The sequence below is a fragment of the Pseudomonas grimontii genome (genome assembly GCF_007858185.1).
GTDB classification, from domain to species: domain Bacteria; phylum Pseudomonadota; class Gammaproteobacteria; order Pseudomonadales; family Pseudomonadaceae; genus Aquipseudomonas; species Aquipseudomonas grimontii.
Map to the genome: position 1 here is coordinate 101,302 of NZ_VFES01000017.1, position 25,090 is coordinate 126,391.

18 protein-coding genes and 1 pseudogene are annotated in these 25,090 nt (G+C 60.1%); 12 read left to right on the plus strand and 7 right to left on the minus strand.

The window, feature by feature from the left end:
• Nucleotides 1-65 precede the first annotated feature (65 nt).
• The 4 genes and pseudogenes from FIV39_RS24200 to FIV39_RS24210 all read left to right on the plus strand — a co-directional run bounded on the left by FIV39_RS24200 (nucleotide 66) and on the right by FIV39_RS24210 (nucleotide 5,063).
• The gene (locus tag FIV39_RS24200) at nucleotides 66-1,181 is read left to right on the plus strand and encodes an HD-GYP domain-containing protein (protein WP_090399676.1); all 1,116 of its coding nucleotides are present in this window, start codon (nucleotides 66-68) and stop codon (nucleotides 1,179-1,181) included.
• Nucleotides 1,182-1,624: 443 nt separating this feature from the next.
• Nucleotides 1,625-2,575 (plus strand): annotated as a pseudogene (locus FIV39_RS34140) (PDC sensor domain-containing protein); the annotation flags it as partial.
• Between the two features lie 111 nt (nucleotides 2,576-2,686).
• Nucleotides 2,687-3,475 carry a methyl-accepting chemotaxis protein gene (locus FIV39_RS34145; protein WP_452603503.1) on the plus strand — a complete coding sequence of 263 codons (789 nt, stop codon included), beginning with the start codon at nucleotides 2,687-2,689 and terminating at the stop codon, nucleotides 3,473-3,475.
• 148 nt (nucleotides 3,476-3,623) lie between these two features.
• Entirely contained in the window at nucleotides 3,624-5,063 is a 1,440-nt protein-coding gene (locus FIV39_RS24210; protein WP_090399672.1) for an ArnT family glycosyltransferase, read from the plus strand.
• A gap of 15 nt (nucleotides 5,064-5,078) precedes the next feature.
• Here FIV39_RS24210 and FIV39_RS24215 read toward each other — a convergent pair whose 3' ends face one another.
• Nucleotides 5,079-5,567: a TIGR00645 family protein gene (locus tag FIV39_RS24215; protein WP_016976786.1), complete on the minus strand. Its 489-nt coding sequence runs from the start codon at nucleotides 5,565-5,567 to the stop codon at nucleotides 5,079-5,081.
• 163 nt (nucleotides 5,568-5,730) lie between these two features.
• Here FIV39_RS24215 and FIV39_RS24220 point away from each other — a divergent pair, with 163 nt between their 5' ends.
• Entirely contained in the window at nucleotides 5,731-7,554 is a 1,824-nt protein-coding gene (locus FIV39_RS24220; protein WP_090399670.1) for a hypothetical protein, read from the plus strand.
• Nucleotides 7,555-7,560: 6 nt separating this feature from the next.
• Here FIV39_RS24220 and FIV39_RS24225 read toward each other — a convergent pair whose 3' ends face one another.
• Nucleotides 7,561-7,878 carry a PA4575 family protein gene (locus FIV39_RS24225; RefSeq protein WP_090399668.1) on the minus strand — a complete coding sequence of 106 codons (318 nt, stop codon included), beginning with the start codon at nucleotides 7,876-7,878 and terminating at the stop codon, nucleotides 7,561-7,563.
• 298 nt (nucleotides 7,879-8,176) lie between these two features.
• On the minus strand, nucleotides 8,177-10,615 hold the full coding sequence (locus tag FIV39_RS24230; RefSeq protein WP_090399666.1) for a Lon protease family protein: 2,439 nt from the start codon (nucleotides 10,613-10,615) through the stop codon (nucleotides 8,177-8,179).
• 267 nt (nucleotides 10,616-10,882) lie between these two features.
• Here FIV39_RS24230 and FIV39_RS24235 point away from each other — a divergent pair, with 267 nt between their 5' ends.
• From FIV39_RS24235 to FIV39_RS24255, 5 genes are all read left to right on the plus strand, one after another.
• Nucleotides 10,883-11,371 (plus strand): DUF3015 domain-containing protein, encoded by a 489-nt coding sequence (locus tag FIV39_RS24235; RefSeq protein WP_090399664.1) that lies wholly within the window; start codon nucleotides 10,883-10,885, stop codon nucleotides 11,369-11,371.
• A 91-nt stretch (nucleotides 11,372-11,462) separates the two neighbouring features.
• The gene (locus FIV39_RS24240) at nucleotides 11,463-13,316 is read left to right on the plus strand and encodes an Lnb N-terminal periplasmic domain-containing protein (RefSeq protein ID WP_090399661.1); all 1,854 of its coding nucleotides are present in this window, start codon (nucleotides 11,463-11,465) and stop codon (nucleotides 13,314-13,316) included.
• Nucleotides 13,317-13,364: 48 nt separating this feature from the next.
• Complete coding sequence (locus tag FIV39_RS24245; RefSeq protein WP_090399659.1) at nucleotides 13,365-13,670, plus strand: chorismate mutase; 306 nt, start codon at nucleotides 13,365-13,367, stop codon at nucleotides 13,668-13,670.
• Between the two features lie 147 nt (nucleotides 13,671-13,817).
• Nucleotides 13,818-14,174 (plus strand): hypothetical protein, encoded by a 357-nt coding sequence (locus tag FIV39_RS24250; RefSeq protein ID WP_090399656.1) that lies wholly within the window; start codon nucleotides 13,818-13,820, stop codon nucleotides 14,172-14,174.
• Between the two features lie 70 nt (nucleotides 14,175-14,244).
• Nucleotides 14,245-14,742 (plus strand): GreA/GreB family elongation factor, encoded by a 498-nt coding sequence (locus tag FIV39_RS24255; RefSeq protein WP_090399654.1) that lies wholly within the window; start codon nucleotides 14,245-14,247, stop codon nucleotides 14,740-14,742.
• Here FIV39_RS24255 and gdhA read toward each other — a convergent pair.
• Both gdhA and ettA read right to left on the minus strand, forming a co-directional pair.
• The gene (gene gdhA, locus FIV39_RS24260) at nucleotides 14,739-16,076 is read right to left on the minus strand and encodes an NADP-specific glutamate dehydrogenase (protein WP_090399651.1); all 1,338 of its coding nucleotides are present in this window, start codon (nucleotides 16,074-16,076) and stop codon (nucleotides 14,739-14,741) included. The two genes, FIV39_RS24255 and gdhA, sit on opposite strands and share 4 nt — an antisense overlap.
• 351 nt (nucleotides 16,077-16,427) lie before the next feature.
• On the minus strand, nucleotides 16,428-18,092 hold the full coding sequence (gene ettA, locus FIV39_RS24265) for an energy-dependent translational throttle protein EttA (protein WP_090399649.1): 1,665 nt from the start codon (nucleotides 18,090-18,092) through the stop codon (nucleotides 16,428-16,430).
• 285 nt (nucleotides 18,093-18,377) lie between these two features.
• Between ettA and FIV39_RS24270 the strand changes: the two genes are divergently transcribed.
• Together FIV39_RS24270 and glyA are read left to right on the plus strand one after the other, a co-directional pair.
• Nucleotides 18,378-22,229 (plus strand): bifunctional diguanylate cyclase/phosphodiesterase, encoded by a 3,852-nt coding sequence (locus FIV39_RS24270; protein ID WP_090399646.1) that lies wholly within the window; start codon nucleotides 18,378-18,380, stop codon nucleotides 22,227-22,229.
• Nucleotides 22,230-22,459: 230 nt separating this feature from the next.
• Nucleotides 22,460-23,713, plus strand: coding sequence for a serine hydroxymethyltransferase (gene glyA / locus FIV39_RS24275; RefSeq protein ID WP_053137906.1), 1,254 nt, complete (start codon nucleotides 22,460-22,462; stop codon nucleotides 23,711-23,713).
• Between the two features lie 45 nt (nucleotides 23,714-23,758).
• On the opposite strand, the gene yjiA is transcribed toward glyA, so the two are convergent.
• Nucleotides 23,759-24,724 carry a GTPase gene (gene yjiA, locus FIV39_RS24280; protein WP_090399644.1) on the minus strand — a complete coding sequence of 322 codons (966 nt, stop codon included), beginning with the start codon at nucleotides 24,722-24,724 and terminating at the stop codon, nucleotides 23,759-23,761.
• Nucleotides 24,725-24,880: 156 nt separating this feature from the next.
• Nucleotides 24,881-25,078 carry a YbdD/YjiX family protein gene (locus FIV39_RS24285; protein ID WP_003176208.1) on the minus strand — a complete coding sequence of 66 codons (198 nt, stop codon included), beginning with the start codon at nucleotides 25,076-25,078 and terminating at the stop codon, nucleotides 24,881-24,883.
• Between the last annotated feature and the right edge of the window lie 12 nt (nucleotides 25,079-25,090).

The following is a 25,090-nucleotide window of genomic DNA, read 5'->3' on the forward strand; positions in this document are numbered from 1 at the left end:
GAAACAGCTCAAGCCAAGGAGGCTGATGAGAAACGTATAAGAAGAACATCAACAGAGGGCATACCATGTTGAAGTGCAATGAACTCAATCTTCAGGCGCCTGACGGTGAGGCAAAGCCCTTCTGGCGGGACGGCGCACCTTCAGAGGGGCCGTGCGCCTTGGGCTGCGGTGCTGAGCCGGCCACTCCCGCCCAAACAGTTGCGCCAGCCATCCCCATCATCCCCACATCCATGCAAGACGAATTGGTCGCCGCACAGGAAATCTGCAGCCGCGCCAAGACCGCCGTTGTCGAAATGTTTGGGCATGCCCGCATGGGCCGGGCCCTGGAGCTTGAAAACGTCAGCGCACTGGTGGACGACATTTCGAGCTCGATCGCCCGCCATCCCAACGCCCTTATCAGCCTGGCACGCCTGAAAAGCATCGACGACTACACCTACATGCATTCGGTCGCCGTGTGTGCGTTGATGATTGCCCTGGGTAATCAATTGGGCCTGTCCCCCGCAATGATTCGGCGCGTCGGGATGGCCGGACTGCTGCACGACATCGGCAAAATGGCCATACCGGGCGCCGTTCTCAACAAGCCTGGCCGCCTGAGCAGTGACGAATTGCAGCTGGTGCGCACCCATCCACTGGAGGGGGAAAAAACCCTGCTGTCAGCCTCGCAGATGTGCGAAATGGTTGTGGATGTGTGCCTGCATCACCACGAAAAAGTCGACGGCACCGGCTACCCCCATCAGTTGGTGGGGGACCAGATCAGCCTGGTGGCCCGGATGGCTGCGGTGTGCGACGTCTACGATGCAGTCACCTCGGACCGCTCCTACAACCAAGGCTGGGACCCCGCCGTCGCCATCCAGCAAATGTCCACATGGGACGGGCATTTTGATGACGAAGTATTCCGCGCCTTTTTAAAGTCCGTGGGTATTTACCCGGTCGGCTCCATCGTTCAATTGAAAAGTGGCAGTATCGGCGTAGTGATAGAACAACATCCCGACTCTTTATTGACGCCAAAAATCAAAGTGTTCTTCCTGCCCGTTCTAAATATCTATGTAACGCCGAAAATAATAGACCTGAGTGATCCCGCCCAACCCGACCGAATTGTCGCGCGGGTACCGTCACAGCGTTACGGTTTTAAAAATACCGAACGTTTATGGCTTGATGAAGAGATGCCCAAAGAGCATTAAGCAATCCCCAGCGCTGTACCGCATGTATATGCCTAAGCAGCCAATGATAAACATTATGCCTTGCGCAAAAAAAGTACCGGAATGTCGACATTCGATGATGTTGGCGACTATTAGCATGGGCAGGAAATATCATGAAATTCAACTCATTGCAGACTCGAATTTGCTTCACCGCCGGACTCTGCCTGTTTATCTCGTGTGCAAGCCTGGTCTTATATGGCCTGTATTCCTCATCGGCCAATCAAACCTATGTGGGCACTGAAGTTTCAACCCTGGTTGAAAGCGCCACCATCCGCGAAGTGCAAAACCTCGCCGAGTCGCGTGCCAATGCCATCCAGGCGAAACTGCAAAACGCCCTGGATTCGGCACGCACAATGGCCAATACGCTGGGAGCGAGTAAAAGTGCCCAGAGCCCGCTGACCCTGGGCCGTGAGCAGATCAATACGATGCTGCTCAGCGTGCTCAAGGACAACCCCGACTTCAACGGCACCTATTCATGCTGGGAACCGGATGCGCTGGACGGCCAGGATCAAGCCTTTCGTATCAATGAGGGCGGTAACAACCCGTTGACGGGCCGCTTCACCCCTTACTGGACACGCAGTTCAGATGGCCATATCGCCGTGCAACCGCTGGTTGAGTACGACTCCGATGCCCGCCACCCCAATGGCGTGTTGAAGGGCGGCTGGTATTCAGGCCCACGGGACACCCAGAAAGAAAGCGTGCTGGACCCGCTTCCCTACGTGGTGCAAGGCAAAAATGTGTGGCTGACCACGCTATCGGTCCCCATCACCGCCAATGGCAAGTTCTACGGCGTGGTCGGTGCTGACTTCGACATCTCGTTTATCCAGAAACTCAGCGAGCAAATGTCCGCCGACCTGTATAGCGGCAAAGGCTCCGTGTCGATCCTGAGCAATCAGGGGTTGGTGGTGGCCGACAGTAAACACCCGGAACTCATCGGCCAGTCACTGAAAGCCTTGCTGCCCGGCACGTGGGAAAAAGTGTTGGCCAATGTGCAGAAGGGCCAGGGAGACAGCCGGCTCAACCCGGACTCCCAGGAAATCGAAGTGCAGATGCCGATCAACCTGGGTCGCACCGGCAAGCCCTGGGCGATCGTGATCCACCTGCCCAAGGCGGTGGTCATGAGCCAGGCCATGGCCCTGGAGCAGGAACTGCAGTCACGCGGCGTCAAGAGCAGCATCTGGCAAGTCTCGGTCGGCGTGGGCATCTCCCTGCTGGCATTGCTGGCGCTGTGGTTCGCCACGGCGAAAATCGTCGGCCCGATTCGTGAAGCCGCCGCCCTGGCAGCCAACATCAGCCTGGGTGATTTCTCTCGTCGGCTGGTGCAAAAATCCGAAGATGAAGTCGGCCAGCTGTCCTTTGCCTTGAACGATATGTCGGAAAGCCTGCAACGCCAGGTGCGCGTGGCCGAGCGCATTTCCGAAGGGGATCTGGATCTGGAAGTACGCCTGTCCTCGCCCAACGACACCCTGGGCAAGTCGCTGGAAAAAATGGTCGGCAACCTGAACAGCTTGATTTCCCAGGTGCAGGCCAGCGCCACGCAAATCACCGGCAGCTCCGCGCAGGTCACCGAATTGAGCCAGTCGCTGTCCGACGGCGCGTCGAATTCTGCATCGTCCATCACCGAAATCAGTGCAGTGATGACCCAGATGGCGGCGCAAACCACCGACAACGCCGCCAATGCGAAAAAGGCCGACGAGCAATCCCAGGCCTCGCGCGCCGACGCCGGGGAAAGCGACAAGCTGATGAGTGAATTGATCGCGGCCATGGCGGAAATCGACAACTCAGGCAAAGACATCACCGCCATTATCACCACCATCGACAACATCGCCGCTCAAACCAACCTGCTGGCGCTGAACGCGGCCATCGAGGCGGCACGTGCCGGCGAACTGGGTCGCGGTTTTGCGGTGGTCGCCGATGAAGTCAGGAGCCTCGCCGCCCGCAGCGCCGAAGCCGCCCAGCAAACCGCCGCGCTGATTGCCGACTCTTCGACCAAGACGCAACGCGGCATGATCATCGCCGGCCGCACGGCCGACTCGTTGAGAAATATCGTCACCGGCACCAGCACGGTGTCCAGCCTGGTGTCGTTGATCTACCAAGCCTCCAGCGAACAGGCTTCCGGCCTGCAGCAGGCGAGCATCGGCCTGGAGCAGATCGACGAAGTCACCCAGCAGAATCAGGTCAATTCCCAACAATGCGCGGAGGCGGCCAAGAACCTGTCGGAGCGGGCCAACTCGATGCAACAGGGCCTGAGCCGGTTCAAAGTCAAAGCCTCGTAATACCTCACGCGAAGCCAGGGGGACGTCAACCTCCTGGCCCAGCGACATAACCCCACTCCCATTCATGAAATATTAAGAATCGTCTCCCTATACTCACCGATTGCGAGCCGTTCCCCCGAACGGCCGCCTGCCTCGGTAGCCAGACTCCATGACGCGTCCCGTTCCCCTGCTGCTCCTGCTTGCTGGTCTGTTGTTCTTCTTTGCCCTGGGAAACCATCAACTGCAAGGCTCCACCGAGGCCCGCGTCGCGGGGATCGCCATGGCCATGCACCTGGACAATGACTGGGTCGTACCGCAACTGTTTCGTGAACCCTTCCTGGAAAAACCACCCCTGAGCCTGTGGCTGGACGCCGGAGCGATTCGCCTGTTTGGCGGCACGCCTGGGGCGGTCCGCCTGGCCTCGGCATTTGCCGGTCTGTTCAGCGTGATGCTGTTCTACGCAATGCTGCGCAGGTTCGGGCGCCCGAAAACATTGGCCTTCAGCGCGGCACTGATCCTGGCGACCATGGCCAGCTACTGGAGCAATGTGCGCGGCGTGGGGGAAGACTCACTGCTCAGCCTGGGCGTGACCACCGCACTGCTGGCGTTCTACCAGGCGATGCGGCCAGAGTCCGAGCGCCAAGGCTCGACGGCCTGGGCCTGGGCGCTGTTTACCGCCGGCATGGTGATCGCCACCTTGAGCAAAGGCGTACTGGGCCTGGCAATGCCGGGCATCGTGATCTTTGTGTACCTGGCCAGCACCAGCCTGATGGACAAGCGCCTGCGCATCACCGACTGGCTCAAGCCAGCGCTGTTCACCCTACTGGCATTGGTGCCGCTGATGATCTGGCTGGGCTTCCTGTTCCAGCGCGGCGGGATGCAGGCCGTGGGCGAAGTGCTGTGGACCAACAGCGTCGGGCGCTTCAGCGGCTCATTTGTGGAGGCCGGGCATTACGAACCGTTCTACTACTACATCGCCAAGCTGCCCGAGGCCTTCCTGCCGTGGAACATCCTGGTGTACCTGGGCCTGTGGCATTTCCGTAAAAGCCTGGTGCGTAACCGCTATCGCCTGTTTTTCAGTGTATGGCTGGTGGCGCAATTCACCCTGCTGACGCTGGCCTCAAGCAAGCGCACGGTTTACTTGATGGCACTGACCCCCGCCGCCGCCGTACTGGCCGCAGAATATGCCCGGGTGTTGCTGGAATGGCTCAAGGATCATAAGCCGGCGCTGTACCGCCACCACCGGCGTGCGATCGGCGGTGTTTTCAGCCTGCTCATCGCCTGCTATCTGGTGACCGCATTCTGGTTCGCGCCAAAAGCTGATGCGCGCCAGTCATTCGTACCGGTGATCAGTCAGGTCCAGGCACTGCAGGCGCAAGGCAAGGAAGTCGCGCTGTTCCAGCCCAACGAGCGTATCGCGGGGGCCGGCGTGTTCTATATGAAGGGTTACCTGAGGATCCTGCAGACGGAGCCCGAACTGCACAGCTACCTCGCCGACAAGCCCGGCAACGTTGCGCTGCTGGACCATACCAACGACTTGACCACCAAGGTCACGGTGATCAAGACGATGGCGATCAACCGCCAGCCCTACTACTTCATCGAGCAGTAAGGCCAGCGCGGGGCATCAGTGCTTGGTGACCTTGTCCAGGTAACCCATGGCGAACGCCGAGATCACGAAGGTCATGTGAATGATCACGTACCACATCAAGTGTTGCGGATCGACGTTCTTGGCGTCCATGAAGATGCGCAGCAAGTGGATGGAGGAAATCGCCACGATGGAGGCCGCCACTTTCATCTTCAGCGACGAAGAGTCCATGGTGCCCAGCCAGTTGAGCTTTTCCTTGCTTTCGTCGATGTCCAACTGCGAGACGAAGTTCTCGTAGCCGGAAATCATCACCATCACCAGCAAGCCGCCGACCAGGGCCATGTCGATCAACGACAGCAGCACCAGGATCAACTCCGACTCGGCCATCGAGAACACGCTCGGCAGCAGGTGAATCACTTCCTGGAAAAATTTCAGCGCCAGCGCCAGCAACCCGAGGGACAGGCCGAAATAGATAGGCGCCAGCAGCCAGCGCGAGGCGTACATAGCATTTTCGATAAAGCGTTCCATTGGATCTCACACAGCATGGCTAGAAATGGCGGCGAGTATACCAGCCGCTATAAGACACCTGTAACCACGAGAAAACTGACCTGAGCGGCATCTGTAAGATAATTTTTCTGCTAGTGTCGAGCCCAATAACTCGGCTCGATGACGTCGGACAGGAAAAACTCAGATGATGGATGTGCGATCCCCTTTGGCCGGCGTTGGACTGTGCGCGGCATTGTTGCTAGCCGGCGGCTGCTCCCCAAGCGATGAGCAGAAACAGACCACCCTCGAAGAGAAAACCGCAAAGTTCGAACAATCCCTCGACAGCATCCAGGACCCAAAACTGCGCGACGCCATTGCCGACCTCGGCGGTTCGCTGCTGCTGCTGGAACGGGCACGGGTCAAGCTCGACACCAAGCCCATCGAAGCCGAATACGGCGAAGACACCCTCGCCCTGCTCAAGCACTACCCCACGCCTCAGGGGCTGGTGGACACCTACATCAATGGCCTGTTCGTGCTGCGCAAAGCCTCACATTCCGACTACCTGACCGATCTGCAGCCGGTCTTCCCGTTCAACTTCAATGTGCCAGACCAGTTCCCCTTCCCCCACGGCCTGGAGTGGCAGTCCGTGACCTTGAGCAACAACAAGGTCGTGCCGTTCCAGCCGGAATGGTCGGAGACCGATCCCGGCATCCAGTTGAGCCCCAGCAGCTCCAACCTGACCAACCCGGATGACCTGACGGTCACCTACCCGTTCATCGATGGCATCGAGACGGAAAACAAAAGCCAGCCGCAACCCGTCCGCCTCAAAGGCGCAGTGGAAGTGATCGCGCCGGGCAACGTGCTGACCTTTGATTTGTCGAAAAAGGACGTGGGCCACAAACGCACCGAAGGCAATATCACCGTCAACCTGCTGCTTCTGGAAAAGAACTACGCCGAAATCGAACTGACCAACAGCCAACCGCTGGCACCTGAAGTGGGTGACGAATCGCCTAACCCCTTGCTGGTACAGGCGCGGGACAGCACCGGGCAATTCCTCACACGCTCGGGTTCGATCAACGAAAGCAGCGCGCAAGTCGAGTTCTACCAGAAGCAACTGGCCGAGATGCAAAAACAGAAGGCCTGGTCCGACGCCTTTGAAAAGCAACTGGTCGATGAGCAGAAAGCCTTCGAACACAAGCAGGGCAGCCATTACGCCAAGGTGTATTTCAATGGCCTGATCGATAACCTGCAGATCAACGTGCTGGATTTTTCCACGGCCACGGTCACCCGCAAAGAGCTCGACCTGCCGGTCCTGCGCTTCGACAAGAACAGCCTGGAAAAGACCGTACAAGCCTTGCCCATGCCGGTCACCGTGTATGACGACGGCGCCGCCAGCTGGCTCAAGGACGCGACAATGACCGAGGAGCAGCTGAAGAACAGCATCACCATCAGCCAGTCCGTCGAAGATGCCAGCGCCGCCCATATCGTGTTCGACCACCCCTTCACCTTCAATGACGACCTGGTGGGCAGCGAGCGCAACAGCAGCGAGTCACCGGTGACGTTCTTCACCGCCGACGAGAAAGGTGAGCGCGGCGAGCCTATCGAATTGCCGACAGAAGCCTTCGAACTGAACCCGGCGCGGGGCACCCTCACCTACGACCTCAACCTGTTTCCGGAAAACCCGGCGTTTGTGGTGGGTTCGATCCCGCTGTTCCTGGCCACGATCGAGAAAACCGAGATAGACGTGGCCAAGCTGCCCAAAGGGTTGTCACTCAAGGACAACGCGCTGATCGTCGACCAAAAGGAATTCCCCGCCGACAGCTGGCGCTTCTACGCCAAGGACGCCAGCGGCAACTACCTCAAGGAAATCCTCGGCGTCAGCCACCGTGCCGAGGAATACGGCACGGCATTGTTTGACGTGCATTATTTCTACGGCCAGCCGACGGCACTGGAAAGCTACCAGCGCACCGACCTCAGTACCGTGCAATACGGCTTTGAGGTCAAGTTGGACAAGCCCGAGAGCAAATAAACGCGCCTACAGCGCCAGTTGCTCATGACTGCCATTGAGCTGCCGGAGATGGGCCTGCATGTGCAGGCACCAGATCTGCGGGTCACCTGCCAGCTCATAGCCGTGCAGGGTCAGGCTTTCGACGATCGATTGCAGAATGGTTTCTGCCACGAAGGGCCCATGAAACGGGCCCTGGGACTTGATCGTGGAAGGCTGTTCGCCGGTCATTCCAGCGGCAAACAACAAGATCCACATCCCGTTATCCCCCGCAAGCGGGCGAACGGAACATTCGATTCGGGTAACCAGGCCGAAGCACTGGCGGGTGAGGCAGAGGTTGCGCGGCATGGCGGCGACCCTCGGTAGATCGGTGTTCAACCTCAGCCTATGGCGAGGCTGTTTCTATCCAGCGACTCCTGTGGATATCCCTACGCTCAGAATAGAAGAAAAACACGACAAACCAAGGCTGTAGGGACCAACGGACATTAGTCCCTCAGAAGGAAGTCAATTTAGTGACGCAACCAGATCCAAATGTGGGAGGGGGCTTGCTCCCGATGCAGTGTGTCAGTCGACATCTACATGACTGACCTGTCGCAATCGGGAGCAAGCCCCCTCCCACATGTTTGATCCGGTTTGGCCTCAGAACTCAGGTGGGCTTGGCTTCGGCCAGCGCCTGCTGCGCCAGCTCCTTCTCCGCTTCCTTCAGGTCTTCCTCGCTGATCATCTCGGCAATCGCGCGCAAGCGCTCGACCACGCGGGCATTGACGGTGCCTTCCGGGAACTGCCCCTCGGCGTCCGGCTCACCGGCATCCTCGCCCACCAGCAGGCTCAACGCCTCATCCGCCTGACGCACGGCATAGATGTGGAATTGCCCGGCGCGCACGGCCTGCAGCACCTTCTCATCCAGCATCAACGTGGCAACGTTGGCCTGGGGAATGATCGCCCCTTGCTCACCGGTCAAACCGCGGGCCTCGCACAGGCGGAAGAAGCCTTCGATCTTCTCGTTGACCCCGCCCACGGCCTGCACTTCACCAAACTGGTTGATCGAACCGGTGATGGCAAAACACTGCTTGAGTGGCGTCTTCGACAAGGCCGAAATCAAGGTGCACGCCTCGCCCAGGGACGCGCTGTCACCGTCCACATAACCGTAGGACTGTTCCAACGCGATACTCGCCGAGATCGCCAGCGGGAATTCCTGGGCATAGCGGCTGCCCAGGTAACCGGTGAGGATCATCACGCCCTTGGAGTGAATCGGCTGCCCGAGGTTAACTTCACGCTCGATATCGACAATGCCGCTGCCGCCCGGGTACACCGTGGCGGAAATCCGTGCTGGCACACCGAACGCCGAGTCACCCACCTCCAGCACCGTCAGCCCGTTGCACTTGCCGACTGCCGCGCCAGCGGTGTCGATCAGGATGACTCCGGCGAGCATGTCGTCGAGAATCCGCGCCGACACACGCCCGGTGCGCGTGGCCTTGGCCTTGAGCGCTCGCTCGATATGGCCGGAATCGGTCATTTCATCGCCTGCCAGGTGACGGATAAAGTCCGCCTCGCTCACCAGCTGGAACAAGTCGCCAATGCGCGCCGACAAACGCCCCTGGTGTTCCGCCAGCCGCGCGCTGTAGGTGGCCAGGCGCGCCACCGCGTCCGAGGTCAGCGGCGCCATGCCTTCTTCCGACGTGCGGGTTTTAAGCAACTGGGCGAACTGCTCCAGGCTCTCGTCGACCATCGGGATGTCTTCGTCGAAATCCACCAATACCCGGAACATCTCCTGGAAGTCCGGATCGGCGTCCTGCAACGCGTAATACAACTGGCGCGAACCGATGATGATGACCTTGACCTGCAACGGGATCATCTGCGGGTTGAGGGTCACGGTGGCCAGGCGACCCAGTTCGCCCAGGGGCGATTCCATCTTCAGCTTGCGCGACTGCAAGGACCGCTTGAGGGCGTCCCAGACAAACGGCTCGCTGAGCATCTTCTCGGCTTCGAGAATCAGGAAACCGCCGTTGGCACGGTGCAAAGCGCCCGGGCGTAACTGGCGATAGGTGGTGTACAGCGCGCCCTGGTCGGTGCTGTATTCGATACGGCCGAACAGGTTGTCGTAGGTCGGGTGCGGCTCGAATACCACCGGCGCGCCGCCGTTGACCGGATGGCCGACCACCAGGCTCGGGCAGTATTGCTCTTCGAGCAGCTTGCGGGCCTGGGCGTCGGTCTTGGCGTCGTCCACCAATTGTTCCACCACGGTTTTCAGCAGGTACACCTGCATGGCCTGCAGGTAACCGCAGACGCCGGCGTTCTCGGCGTATTTTTCCGACAGCGGTGCGAGCAACGGCTGCAGGGCCAGGGTGATGGTTTCTTCGTTGAACTGACGCAGTTGGTTGTTGGACTCGCGCTTCCATTGGGGCAGGCTGGCCAACTCCTCGTTGAGGCGTTCTTCCAGCTCGGAAATATCCGTATGGAAGCGCTCGCGATCCACTTCCGGCAGTTGCGAGAACTCGGCCTCATCCAGCGCCTTGCCGTCGAGCATCGGCGTGAAGGCGATGTTGGAGCTGTCGCGGTACAGCGCCACGTCCTTTTCCAACGCCAGACGCTCGATCACGTCCAGGGCCTTGTCGTAACGCTGGTTGAAGGCGCGGTCGATGGCACTTTTGCGCTGTTGATAAGTCGGGTGCTCGAACACCGCCGGGAAGGTCGCGACGAGGTTGTCGACCAGGCCATTGATGTCGGCAATGAACGCCGCTGCCGCACCGCCTGGCAATTCCAGGGCGCGGGGTTCGCGAGGCTCGTCAAAGTTATTCACATAGACCCAGTCCGCCGGGGTCTGCAGGCGTTTGCCTTCGGCCTTCAGGTAGCGTTTGACGAATGAAAAGCGGCCGGTACCCGGCTCGCCCATGACAAACACGTTGTAACCGGGGCGTGGCATGGCCACACCGAACTGCAACGCTTCAACCGCGCGTTCCTGGCCAAGCACACCGCGAAAGGGCTCCAAATCATTGGTGGTCGAGAAGCTGAACTGTTCAGCGGAGAAAGGGCGAGTCAGCGCTTCGGGCGCTAGACGCAAGCTGGCAGCAACAGGATCAGGCATCGGGCTTCCTTACATCAGGCGGGGCAGATGACGGCATTCTGGCTCTCCGTTACTCGCTCTGGCAAGGCGAGCCGTTGGGAAAGCATAGACACGGAACCTACCCTGCAAAAAAAACGCGACATCTCTGATTGTTTTATAAAAACACACGGAACCCTTGGAACATGCCTAAACTCCAAATTGCGCGGGTTGGACTAATAACCGATCCCAGGGGCGCTATGAAGTGCCTGAACCCTTGTCCATTGGTTTGCACACAAAGAGAACAAAGCTATGAAACGGATCCTTCTCGGTACTCTCTTCACCGTCGTCTCCCTCAATGCAATGGCTGAGTCACCAGGCGGCCCGAACTGCGGTTGGGGCAACATGTTGTTCGAAGGCCAGCGCGGTACTCCGGCTCACTTCCTGGCTTCCACCACCAACGGTACATCGGGTAACGCCACCTTCGGCATGACCTCGGGCACCAACGGTTGCAGCACCAACAGCGCGCTGACCTACGGCGGCAAGTCCTGGATTGCCATGAATGGCATGATGAACGAGCTGTCCGAAGACATGGCCAAGGGTAATGGTGAAGCACTGACCACCTACGCCGTGGTACTGGGCGTTGCTCCGGAAGATCGCGAGCACTTCGCGGCTGTGGCTCACGAACACTTCCAGCAAATCTTCAGCAAGGCCGATGTGACCGCTGAAGACGTGCACAACAACACCCTGGCTGTACTGAAAGGCGATGCCCGTCTGGCGAAATACGCTACCCAGGCTTAAGCTCGACCTGCCCGCGCCTCCCCAGGCGCGGGTTTTATTTTTGGACCCGCCTCCCTTTGGGTCTCTCTAATTTCCGACTTAAGTTGCCCCTATGCTCAAACGCTTTGCCTGGATGGCACTCTTCGCCTGCGCCCCGCTGTACGCGGCACCGCACCTTGATGATCAACGTTTGCAGCAATTGGCCAATGATCCGTTCTGGCTTTCTTTAGGCCATTACGAAGCCGGCAAAATCAGTGGCTGGCGCAGCTATGTCAGCGAAAAGAAATTCTTCCTCGCAGCCGATGGCGCCCACCACCCGGATGCAGAACTCAAGGCCACCGTTGAAGCCCTCTATGCTCCGGCCAGCCTGGGTGAAAAACACGCCCAATGCGTTTACCCCGCACGTACCCGCTGGCTCAAGGATCAGTTGCACCTCACTGACCTGCCCGGCGTGGACTGCAAAGAATTCAAGCAGTGGTTCAAGGACGTCGCGCCCCATAGCGCGGTGATGATCTTCCCGGCGGCCTACCTCAATAGCCCGTCCTCCATGTTCGGCCACACCCTGCTGCGTATCGACCAGGCCGACGTGCAGAGCAACAAGACAGCGCTGCTCAGCTACGCAATCAACTTCGGCGCCTACATCGAAGGCTCGGACAACAGCATCCTCTATGCCTGGAAAGGCCTGATGGGCGGCTACCCCGGCCTGTTCGCCCTGGTGCCCTACCAGGAAAAACTCTCGGAATACCGCAGCCTCGAAAACCGTGACTTGTGGGAGTACCGGCTCAACCTCACCCAGGTCGAGACCGAGCGCATGGTCGAGCACGTGTGGGAGCTCAAGCAGATTCAGTTCGACTACTTCTTCTTCGATGAAAACTGCTCCTATCGCCTGTTGGAACTGCTGCAAGTGGCCCGCCCCGGCCTGCGCCTGACCGAGCAATTCCCGCTCACCGCCATCCCCACCGACACGGTCAAGGCAGTGAAAGAGGCCGGTCTGGTCGAGAAGATCGACTACCGTCCCTCCCGTGAGCGCGAGTTGCTGGAGCGCGCCAAGCCGCTGAACAGCGACGAGCAACAATGGGTGCTGAAGGTCAGCGACGACCAGCAGCAATTGCAGGCACCGACCTTCAAAGCGTTGCCTCGCGACCGCCAGGCCCTGATCATCGACGCTGCCTATCGCCTGGGCCGCTACCGCGCCAATGGCCTGGAGCGCGACACCGCGCGCTCCCAACGCAGCTTCGAACTGCTACGCGCGATCAACCAGAACCCTGCGCCCGACCTGAAGATCACGCCCCCCGGCCTGCCCGAAAACGGCCATGAGTCACGTACCTGGCAAGCCGGTATCGGCACCCGCGGCGACAAGGCCTTCGGCGAATACGGCCTGCGCATGGCCTACCACGACCTCAACGACAACGCCGAAGGCTTCCCCCTCGGCGCGCAGATCGAAATCCTGCAGATGAAACTGCGCCAGTACGAAGGCAACCACTGGCAACTGCAACAACTGGACCTGGCCACCATCCGCTCCCTGACCCCGCGCAACGCCTTGCTGCAGCCGTGGTCCTGGCAAGTCACCGGCGGCCTGGAGCGCGTGCCCGGTAAACACGACGACGAAACCCTGGTCGCCCACGTCAACGGTGGCGCCGGTGGCACCTGGCAACTGAGCGACGACATGCTCGGCTTCGCCCTCGGCACCGTGCGCGTGGAACACAACAACGACTTCAACGAAGCCATCTCCCCTGCCGCCGGGTTCAATACCGGCGTGCTGTGGAAAAACCCGCTGGGCAACTTGAGCCTCGAGGCCAAAGGAGACTTCTTCACCAATGGCGAAGTACGTCGCAGCCTCAGCCTGAACCAGCAGTGGGAACTGTCCCGCAACCTCGGCCTGCGCCTGAGTGCACAGCGCGAGTACAGCCACTTGTCGACGCCGGTAAATGAAGTGATGCTTGAAGTGAAGTGGTATCACTACTGACTAACACCTTTTGTCAGCATTGCCCGCACAACCAGGAGTTCACTCGACATGGCCGTTACCTGCACCACCCTTGAAGAAGTTCGAAACAACATCGACCGCCTCGACCAGCAAATAGTCACCCTGCTGGCCGAACGCGGCCGCTACGTCTCCCAGGCGGCACGCTTCAAAAAAGACACCGATGGCGTCAAGGCCCCACAGCGGGTTGAGCAAGTGATCGCCAAGGTGCGGGATCTGGCGCAGGCCGTGGGCGCCAACCCCGAGGTGACCGAACAGGTCTATCGCGCAATGATTGCGGCGTTTATCCAGCAGGAATTGGCGGAACATGCGGCTCTGGTGACCAACCAGGCAACATAGGCCCTTGTGGTGAGGGCGCCAACGGGTTCGGCGCTCACCGCTCGATCTCATTGCGCTCCACATCTTTCTCACACCCCTTTCACGCCTCCCCGACAAATCCCTATCTAGACTTCCCCTATCAGCCGTGAAGCGGCCAGGGAGCAAGCAATGTGGCGGTATGCAGTAATGCTGTGTGCGGTGGTGTGGCTGGCGGGTTGCCAGTCGACTCATCAGGAGTTGCTGGCCAAGGGTTATCCACCGGCCTTTGCCGATGGTTTTGATGATGGCTGCAGCAGCGGTCGCCAGGCCGCTGGCGTGATCAGCGGGGAGTTTCGCAAGAACGTTCCTCGCTACCTGAAAGACCGGGAATACGCCGCGGGCTGGGAGGACGGTTTTCGCCAGTGCAAGGCCATGCGCGAGAACGAGGAGCTGCGCGACTACAAGGACAATCACTGGGATGACCGTGAGCGCGCCTGGCAACAGGAGAAGGACCGAGATGCCGCGCGGGCCTATCGCTCGCAATAGGTCGCTTTCAGACATCCATCGAAACTAAAGCGCGGCGAACATGGCCCAAGCTCCATAGAGGGAGAACGTCATGAGCCGAGCTTTTGTAAATGAGGACAACGCCGCCGCCCAGGCCGATCAGCCGGTGGAGCGTCAGGTCAGTGAGCAGCCCAATCGCCTGACCGCGCAGGGGTTGGCGCAATTGCAGGCCAAGGTTGCGCAACTGCAGGCCGAGCACAGCGCCGAATCCGCCAAGGGCGAACAAGCCGATAAACAGCGCCAGGCCGACCTTGAGCGGGATTTGCGCTACTTCAACCAGCGCGTGCAGAGCGCCCAGGTGGTGGCGCCCGCTACGTCCACCGACAAGGTGCAGATCGGCAGTTGGGTGACCTTCGTCAATGAGCATGACGAGCAGCAGCGCATTCAATTGGTCGGGGAAGACCAGGCCGACGCCAGCGCCGGTTTGATCAACTGGGGCTCGCCCCTGGGTCGCGCGTTGCTGGGCGCCCAGGTGGGTGACGAGGTGCTGTGGAAGCGCCCCGTCGGCGATCAGTTGATCGAGGTGCTGGGCATCGAAGCCGAGGCTTAGACGATGCCTTGGGCCAGCATCGCGTCGGCCACCTTGACGAAGCCAGCAATGTTCGCGCCCTTCACGTAGTTGATCCGACCGTTCTCTTCGCCGTAGTGCACGCAGGCATGGTGGATCGACTGCATGATGTTGTGCAGCTTGCTGTCCACTTCACCGGCAGTCCACAACAGGCGCATGGCGTTCTGCGACATCTCCAGGCCGCTCACGGCGACGCCGCCGGCATTCGAGGCCTTGCCCGGCGCGAACAGAATGCCCGCCTCGATAAACATATCCACAGCCTCAAGCGTCGTCGGCATGTTGGCGCCTTCGGCCACACAGATGCAGCCATTGCGCAGCAGCGTGCGGGCCGCTTCGGCGTCGAGTTCGTTCTGGGTCGCGCATGGCAGGGCAATGTCGCAGGCCAGTTCCCAAGGGGTTTTACCGGCGCGGAACTCCAGGCCGTAACGGCCGGCCAGTTCGCTGATGCGCCCACGCTGCACGTTTTTCAGCTCCAGCAGCGCCGACCATTGTTCCTCGGTCAAGCCGCTTTCGGCGTACAGCGTGCCTTCGGAGTCAGACAGGGAAATCACCTTGCCGCCCAGGTCCATGACCTTGCGCGCCGCGTATTGGGCGACGTTGCCGGAGCCGGAGACCGCCACGCGCTTGCCCTCTACCCGTTGACCGTCGCGCTTGAGCATTTCTTCGGCGAAGTACACACAACCGAATCCGGTGGCTTCCGGGCGAATCAGGCTGCCGCCGTAGGTCATGCCCTTGCCGGTCAGCACGGAGGTGAATTGGTTGCTCAGGCGCTTGTACTGGCCGAACAGGAAGCCGATCTCACGAGCGCCCACGCCGATGTCGCCGGCCGGTACGTCCACGTCTGCGCCGATATGGCGGTACAACTCGCTCATGAACGCCTGGCAGAAGCGCATGACTTCGGCGTCACTCTTACCTTTTGGATCAAAGTCCGAGCCGCCTTTACCGCCGCCCATCGGCAGCGAGGTCAGGGAATTCTTGAAGGTCTGCTCGAAGGCGAGGAATTTCAGCACACCCAGGTTTACCGACGGGTGGAAACGCAGGCCGCCCTTGTAGGGGCCGATGGCGCTGTTCATCTGGATACGGAATCCGCGGTTGACCTGGACCTTGCCGTGATCATCCACCCACGACACCCGAAAGGTAATCGCGCGTTCCGGCTCGCAGATGCGCTCCAGGATGCCCGAGGTCAGGTAGTGCGGATTGGCTTCAAGAAACGGCCACAGGCTGCGTAGGACTTCTTCTACCGCCTGGTGGAATTCCGGCTGGTCGGGGTCGCGTTTTTTCAGGCGGGCGAGGAAGGATTCGACGGATTCGATCATGAAAAGTCTCGGCAAATTGATTGTTTTTAAATGAGATTGCGCCGGACTTTATCAATTCATTCCGCACCGCGACAGGGCAAAATGTCGCTTTTGTGAATTTAAATGGTGCATTTGATATAAATAAACCCAGGAAACTGGGATTTATCGCACTTAAAAGGGGATTGCCAAGGCAGGCTATGCACCAGCAAGGAAATAGCTATCGGGGGTCAAGCCCCCCTCCCACATTTTGAATGTGTGCACAAATCAAATGTGGGAGGGAGTTTGCTCCCGATAGGGCCGTCAAAAACACTGCAAAACCCCAGCGTAAAAAAAAGCGGAGCCCGAGGGCTCCGCTTTTTCAAACCAGCCGGATCAGGCCAGTTTTTTGTGGCGTACACGGTGCGGCTGGGCAGCAGCTTCGCCCAAGCGCTTTTTACGGTCCGCTTCGTACTCGGTGTAGTTGCCTTCGAAAAAGACTGCTTGCGAGTCATCTTCGTACGCCAGGATGTGGGTCGCGACGCGGTCAAGGAACCACCGATCGTGAGAGATCACAATGGCGGCGCCCGGGAAGTCCAGCAGGGCTTCTTCCAGGGAACGCAGGGTTTCAACGTCGAGGTCGTTGGACGGTTCGTCGAGCAGCAGGACGTTGCCGCCCTCTTTCAGGGTCAGGGCCAGGTGCAAGCGACCGCGCTCACCACCGGACAGGTCCTTGACGAACTTCTGCTGGTCGCCGCCCTTGAAGTTGAAACGACCGACGTAGGTGCGCGACGGGATTTCATAGTTGCCGATGCGGATCTGGTCGGAACCGTCGGAGATTTGCTGGAATACCGTCTTGCTGCCATCCAGGTCTTCGCGGCTCTGGTCCACACAGGCCAGTTGCACGGTTTCGCCGACTTCGATGGTGCCCGAATCCGGGGTTTCCTTGCCCATCAGCATGCGGAACAAGGTGGATTTACCCGCACCGTTACCGCCGATAACGCCGACGATCGCGCCTTTTGGCATGGAGAACGACAGGTTGTCGATCAGCACGCGGTCGCCATAGCCTTTGGAAACGTTCTTGAACTCGATGACCTTGTCACCCAGGCGCGGACCGGCCGGGATGTAGATCTCGTTGGTTTCGCTGCGCTTCTGGAATTCCTGCGACTGCATTTCTTCGAAGCGTTGCAGACGTGCCTTGGATTTGGACTGGCGGGCCTTGGCGCCTTTGCGCACCCACTCCAGTTCTTCCTTCATGGCTTTTTCATGGGCCGATTGCTGCTTGGATTCGGCGGCCAGACGGTCGGACTTGGCTTCCAGCCAACCGGAGTAGTTACCCTCGTAAGGGATACCGGCGCCACGGTCGAGCTCGAGGATCCAGCCGGCAACGTTGTCCAGGAAGTACCGGTCGTGCGTGATCGCAACCACGGTGCCCGGGAAATCGTGCAGGAAGTGCTCCAGCCAGGCGACGGAGTCGGCGTCCAAGTGGTTGGTCGGTTCGTCGAGCAGCAGCATGTCGGGAGCCGACAGCAGCAGGCGGCACAGGGCCACGCGACGTTTTTCACCACCGGACAGGAACTCGACCTTGGCGTCCCATGCCGGCAGGCGCAGCGCATCGGCGGCGACTTCCAGCTGGCGCTCCAGGTTGTGACCGTCGCCGGCCTGCAGGATCGCTTCGAGCTTGGCTTGTTCAGCGGCCAGCTTGTCGAAGTCGGCGTCCGGTTCGGCGTAGGCGGCGTAGACCTCGTCCAGGCGGGCCTGGGCGTCCTTGATCACGCTGACGGCCTCTTCGACCACTTCGCGCACGGTCTTGGTCGGGTCCAGGATCGGCTCCTGCGGCAGGTAACCGATGTTCAGTTCCGGCATCGGGCGGGCTTCGCCCTCGAACTCGGTGTCGACGCCGGCCATGATTTTCAGCAGCGTGGACTTACCTGAACCGTTGAGGCCGAGCACGCCGATCTTGGCGCCAGGGAAGAAGGACAGCGAAATGTTTTTCAGGATTTCCCGCTTCGGAGGGACAACTTTTCCCAGCCGATGCATGGTGAAGACGTATTGAGCCATGGTGAACCTAGCGTCAGTGACTGATGAATTAAGCGGGCGAAGCCCGTGCCAGGCCATGCGCCGCGCGGGCCGTTGACTATCATCAATGCCAGCGAGCGGAAAAAGCCCGAATATCTGGGGCTGGAACGCCCCCGCGTAACCGGCAAAGCTACCTCAATGCGCTTGGTCAGTCCAGCCAAGCAGGGCTGGCACTTTGCCACAAGTCAAGGCATGCTAGCCGCCCTTCGGGCGTCCGGCTTATAGTGCACGTCGCGCGCCAGTCCAGCCAAACCGCAGGATCACAGCTTGTCCAAAGTCACGCCGCCAACTCCCTTGCGCGCCGCTCATGTAGCGCCGGGAACGCCCCTGCACGGCACCCTCAAAGGCGCATTGGCGACGCTTGTCCTCATGCTGCTCGCATTATTGTTCTGGCAACTGCTGGACCAGCTGCAGCAAAACCAGAAAAACCAACAGCAATACACCATCGACTACAGCGCCGACCTGGCTGAACAGATCAGCCTGAACATGGCCCTGAGCGCAAAAATTGCCCTGAACCTGCTACCGATGGTCGAGCCGCCGCGCGACATCGAACAGCAACAAGCCTTGACGCGCACGCTACAGCGTTCCCTGCCGGAACTGCGCAGCATCGCCCTGCTCGCGCCGAGCGGCGCGATGATCAGCGACAGCGCCAATGACAGCCAGGACAGCGCCTTTCTGGAAGAGTTGGTGCAGCGCAGCCACGGCCAATCCTACTACTTGAGCAATAACAACGACGGCACCCTCATCTATCTGCTGCTGCACCAGCCCAGCGGCGGCTCAAGGATGTACTGGGCGCTGCGCCTGGCACCCGCCTACCTGGTCAACCTGACGCGCCAGGACAGCCAGGGCCAGCGCCCCATGTGGGCCATCGAGAACCGCGTGAACCACCGTGTGGTCAGCCGTGACGGCGGCATGCCGGCGCAATGGACCGGTGCCCTGACCCCGGATGACCTGAATAAAAGCGTGCTGGTCACGCCCCTGAGCAAAAGCGACTGGCAGTTGCGCGGGATGTTCGACCGCGCAGCCGTGCTGGAACAACTGCTGCCGGCATTTATCGGTAAATGCCTGCTGGGCCTGGCCTTCTCGTTGATCCCCGTGATCGTGCTGCTGAATATGCGTCGCCGCCAGCGCCAGGTACATGAAGGCCGGCGGCGGTATCAGGATATTTTCGAAGGCACCGGCGTCGCCCTGTGCGTACTTGACCTGTCGGGCCTGAATGCATTCTTTGGCAAGGCGCACTTGCAGACCCGCGAGCAACTGCACGCCTGGCTGCAAAACACCCCCGAAGAGTGCCGACAGCTGCTCACCGAACTGCGCATCACCGAGATCAACCAGGTGGCGGTGCGCCTGCTGAGAGTGGGTTCGTGCGAGGAGGCTTGGGAACGACTGATCGATGATTGCCCGCGCAACACCACGTCCATCGGTCATCAGATACTCGAAGCGGTGCTGACCGAACAAAATCAGCTTGAGTTGGAAATCCAGCTCAAGGATGCAGCCGGCAACGAGCAATACCTGTGGCTGGTGATGCGCCTGCCGGAGCAGCAGGACGACTTCAAGGCGGTGATCCTCAGCATCAGCGACATCACCAGCCGCAAGCTGATCGAACTGTCACTGGTGGAGCGTGAAAGCTTCTGGTCGGACGTGGTCCGTACCGTACCCGACCACCTGTATGTGCAGGACGTGATCAGCCAGCGCATGATCTTCAGCAACCACCATCTGGGCCACACCCTCGGCTATACCAAGGCCGAACTGCAGCAAATGGGCGAGTATTTCTGGGAAATCCTGCTGCACCCCGAAGACGCCGAGCATTACCACGACTTGCGCCAACAGCAACGCCAGGTCGGCTACACGACGCAGCTGCACTGCCAGTTGCGCTTTCGCCATCGCAATAACCAATGGCGGCGCTTTGATATTCGCGAGCAGGCCCTGGCGCGGGACAAGACGGCGCAAGTCACGCGCATCATCGGTGTGGCCAAGGACATCACCGACCAGATCGAAGCCAGCGAGTCCCTGCGCGACAGCGAACAGCGCTACCGCATGCTGGCCGAAAGCATCAGCGACGTGATCTGCTCCACCGACAGCCAACTGGCCCTGAACTACGTCAGCCCGTCGGTCAACGCCGTGCTGGGTTACGACGTGGACTGGGTGTTCAAGAATGGCTGGCAGTCGATCATCGCCAACCCGCAGCAACTGACCGGCATCTATAGCCTGGTGGAACAGGTCAGCCGCGCACTGGGCGATCCCGAGGCGCTGAATAAACTGCGCGATCAAGTGCAGACCCAATTGTTCCTGTTCGACTGCCTGCGCGCCGATGGCCGCAAGGTGCCGATCGAGCTGCGCCTGGTGCTGGTGTGGGATGAGCACGGCGCCTTCGAGGGCATCCTCGGCGTGGGCCGCGACATCAGCCAGCAACGCCGTGCCGAAAAAGACCTGCGCATGGCCGCCACCGTATTCGAGCACTCCACGTCGGCGATCCTGATCACCGACCCGGCCGGTTATATCGTGCAGGCCAACGAGGCGTTCAGCCGGGTCAGCGGTTATGCGGTGAGCGATGTACTCGACCAGTTGCCGAACATGCTCACCGTCGACGAACAGCAGGAAGCCCACCTGCGCTACGTGCTCAAGCAACTGCACCAGCACAGCACCTGGGAAGGCGAAGTGTGGCTCAAGCGCCGTAATGGCGAGCATTACCCGGCCTGGGTCGGCATTACGGCGGTGTTCGACGATGAAGGCGACCTGGCCAGTTATGTGTGCTTCTTCAGCGATATCAGCGAACGCAAGGCCAGCGAACAGCGCATCCACCGCCTGGCCTATTACGACGCCCTGACCCACCTGCCCAACCGCACCTTGTTCCAGGACCGCCTGCACACCGCGTTGCAGTCGGCCGAGCGGCAGAAGTCGTGGGTGGTGCTGATGTTCCTCGACCTCGACCGCTTCAAGCCGATCAACGACTCCCTGGGCCACGCCGCCGGCGACCGCATGCTCAAGGAAATGGCCACCCGCCTGCTGGGCTGCGTGGCCGAAGACGACACCGTGGCGCGCATGGGCGGCGACGAGTTCACCTTGCTGCTGCAACCGCGGGTCAGCCGCGAAATGGCGCTGAACCGTGCGATCCACGTGGCCGAGCAGATTTTGGCCAGCCTGGTGAAACCGTTTGTGCTGGAGGGTCGCGAGTTCTTTGTGACCGCCAGTATCGGCATTGCCCTCAGCCCGCAGGACGGCAACGAGCTGAGCCAGCTGATGAAGAACGCCGACACCGCGATGTATCACGCCAAGGAACGTGGCAAGAACAACTTCCAGTTCTACCAGGCCGACATGAACGCCAGCGCCCTGGAACGCCTGGAACTGGAAAGCGACCTGCGCCATGCGCTGGACCAGGACGAATTCGTGCTCTATTACCAGCCGCAATTCAGCGGCGACGGCAAACGCCTGACCGGCGCCGAAGCGCTGCTGCGCTGGCGCCATCCACGCCGTGGGCTGGTGCCGCCGGGAGACTTCATTCCGGTGCTCGAAGAGTTGGGCCTGGTAGTGGACGTGGGTGACTGGGTGATCAGCGAAGCCTGTCGCCAGCTCAAGACCTGGCACCAGAACAAGGTGCGGGTGCCGAAAGTCTCGGTGAACATCTCCGCGCGGCAGTTCTCCGACGGCCAACTGGGCACGCGCATCGCCACCATCCTCAAGGACACCGGCCTGCCACCGGCGTGCCTGGAGCTGGAGCTGACCGAAAGTATCCTGATGCGCGAAGTCAACGAAGCCATGCACATCCTCGACAGCCTGAAAAACCTGGGCCTGAGCATCGCGGTGGACGACTTTGGTACCGGCTATTCGTCACTCAACTACCTCAAGCAATTCCCCATCGACGTGCTGAAAATCGACCGCACCTTCGTCGATGGCTTGCCATCCGGCGAACAGGATGCGCAAATCGCCCGCGCCATTATCGCCATGGCCCACAGCCTGAACCTGGCGGTGATCGCCGAAGGCGTGGAAACCCATGAGCAACTGGACTTCCTGCGCGAACACGGTTGCGACGAGGTGCAGGGTTATCTGTTCGGGCGGCCGATGCCGGCACATCGGTTCGAGGCGCAGTTCAGCAATGATGCGCTGTTCATGTTCGATTGAAATGTTGTGGTGGGGCTTATGGCCTCATCGGGGGCAAGCCCCCTCCCACATTTGAATGTATTCACAAGTCAAAAGGTGGGAGGGGGCTTGCCCCCGATGAGGCCGGCACAGTCACCACCCATCCCGAGATGAGCCCCACTTGTCCGCGACATGATGTCCTTTCATATGCCATCTAAAACCCATTGGGTTAGAATGCCCTCCTTTTCTGCCCCCGATCCTTGAGGACCGCCATGTTCAGCCGTGATTTGACTATTGCCAAGTACGACGCCGATCTCTTCGCCGCCATGGAGCAAGAAGCCGTGCGCCAGGAAGAGCACATTGAGCTGATCGCTTCGGAAAACTACACCAGCCCTGCGGTGATGGAGGCTCAAGGTTCGGTTCTGACCAACAAGTACGCCGAAGGCTACCCAGGCAAGCGCTACTACGGTGGCTGCGAATACGTCGACGTGGTTGAGCAACTGGCCATCGACCGTGCAAAAGAACTGTTCGGCGCCGATTACGCCAACGTCCAGCCCCACGCCGGCTCCCAAGCCAACAGCGCCGTCTACCTGGCCCTGCTGCAAGGCGGCGACACCATCCTGGGCATGAGCCTGGCCCACGGCGGTCACCTGACCCACGGCGCCAGCGTTTCCTCCTCCGGCAAGCTGTACAACGCCGTTCAATACGGCATCGATGCCAACGGCCTGATCGACTACGACGAAGTCGAGCGCCTGGCGGTCGAGCACAAGCCAAAAATGATCGTGGCCGGTTTCTCTGCCTACTCGCAGATCCTGGACTTCCCGCGCTTCCGTGCGATCGCCGACAAGGTTGGCGCCTACCTGTTCGTCGACATGGCTCACGTGGCTGGTCTGGTCGCCGCTGGCGTCTACCCGAACCCGGTGCCGTTCGCTGACGTGGTCACCACCACCACCCACAAGACCCTGCGCGGTCCACGTGGCGGCCTGATCCTGGCTCGCGCCAACGCCGAGATCGAGAAGAAGCTGAACTCCGCCGTATTCCCAGGCGCCCAGGGTGGCCCACTGGAACACGTGATCGCCGCCAAGGCGATCTGCTTCAAGGAAGCACTGCAGCCTGAGTTCAAGACCTACCAGCAACAAGTGGTGAAAAACGCCCAGACCATGGCCAGCGTGTTCATCGAACGCGGTTTTGACGTGGTGTCCGGCGGTACTGAAAACCACCTGTTCCTGCTGTCGCTGATCAAGCAGGACATTTCCGGTAAAGATGCTGACGCTGCCCTGGGCAAAGCCTTCATCACCGTGAACAAAAACTCCGTGCCGAACGACCCACGTTCGCCGTTCGTCACCTCCGGCCTGCGCTTCGGCACCCCGGCTGTGACCACTCGTGGCTTTAAAGAAGCAGAGTGCAAGGAGCTGGCTGGCTGGATCTGCGACATCCTGGCCGACCTGAACAACGAAGCCGTGATCGACGCGGTACGTGAGAAGGTCAAGGCCATCTGCAAAAAACTGCCGGTATACGGCGCTTGATTGCAGTTGCTTGACTAAGAAGCCCGGCCCTTGAGCCGGGCTTTTTTATGCCTGTTGTTGGTAAACCTTGGCAAAGCCTTCGCGGATTTTGTCTTCCGGCAACTCATCGGCAATAAACACGATCACACTTTCCCGCACCTCACCCTCGGCCCACTCGGTATCCCAGTCGAAACCATAGAGTTTGAGCACGCCCTGGAACACCATGCGGCGGTCTTCGCCGGCGATGTTGAGCACGCCCTTGTAGCGCAGCAGCTGCTTGCCATGGTCTTCCAGCAGTTCGTTCATGAACTCACTGAGACGGTCGATATCCAGCGGCTGGTCGGTGCGCAGCACCAGGCTGGATATACGGTCGATGGACGGCGCCTTGCTCACCGGGCGCAGGCTCATGCCGGCGTTGAGGTTGAAACCACGCACATCGAGCAGTTCGGCCAAGTCAATCTTGCCGTGCTCGACCACGCGAATCGGCGCGCGGCGGTTGATGCGTGTGAGGCGTTCACTGAGCGCCTCGAAGGTGGCGTCGTCCACCAGGTCACGCTTGCTCACCAGCAGCCGGTCGGCGAAACCGATCTGCGCCTGGGCGATGGTTTGGGTCAGGTGGTGCTCGGCGTGGGCCGCATCCACCAGGGTGATGATGCCGTCGAGGATGTAGCGCTCGCGCAGTTCCTCATCGATGAAAAAGGTTTGGGCCACCGGCGCCGGGTCGGCCAGGCCGGTGCACTCGATCACCAGGCGGTCGAAGGCGATCTCGCCGCTGTCCAGGCGTTCGAGCAGCAGATAGAGGGCCTTGGTCAGGTCGGTGTGAATGGTGCAGCACACGCAACCGTTGGACAGGGTCATGACTTGCACTGGCTCGGTGCCCAACAACTGGGTGTCGATACCGGCATCGCTGAATTCGTTTTCGATCACGGCGATTTTCAAGCCGTGTTCGGCCTTGAGCAGATGGCGCAACAAGGTGGTCTTGCCGGCGCCGAGAAAGCCGCTGAGGACGGTGACGGGAATGGGAGAGGACAAAAACAGTTCTCCTTATTAACTGAAGGAACACAAAACAAATGTGGGAGGGGGCTTGCCCCCGATAGCAGTGTGTCAGGCACTTATGTGTCACTGAGACACCGCTATCGGGGGCAAGCCCCCTCCCACAGTAGATCACCGCCAGCCCGAACTACCGGGTCAACAGCACTTGGGCCCACCCTTGCCGCCGTAACGGGCCTCCTGGCGTTCACGGAAGAACGCCTTGTAGTCCATCATCGGCTTGTCCGGGTGCTTGGTTTGCATATGCTCGACGTACGTGTCGTAGTCGGGCATGCCGACCATCAGGCGTGCGGCCTGACCGAGGTATTTACCGAGGCGACTGATGTCATTGAACATGTTTGCAATCCT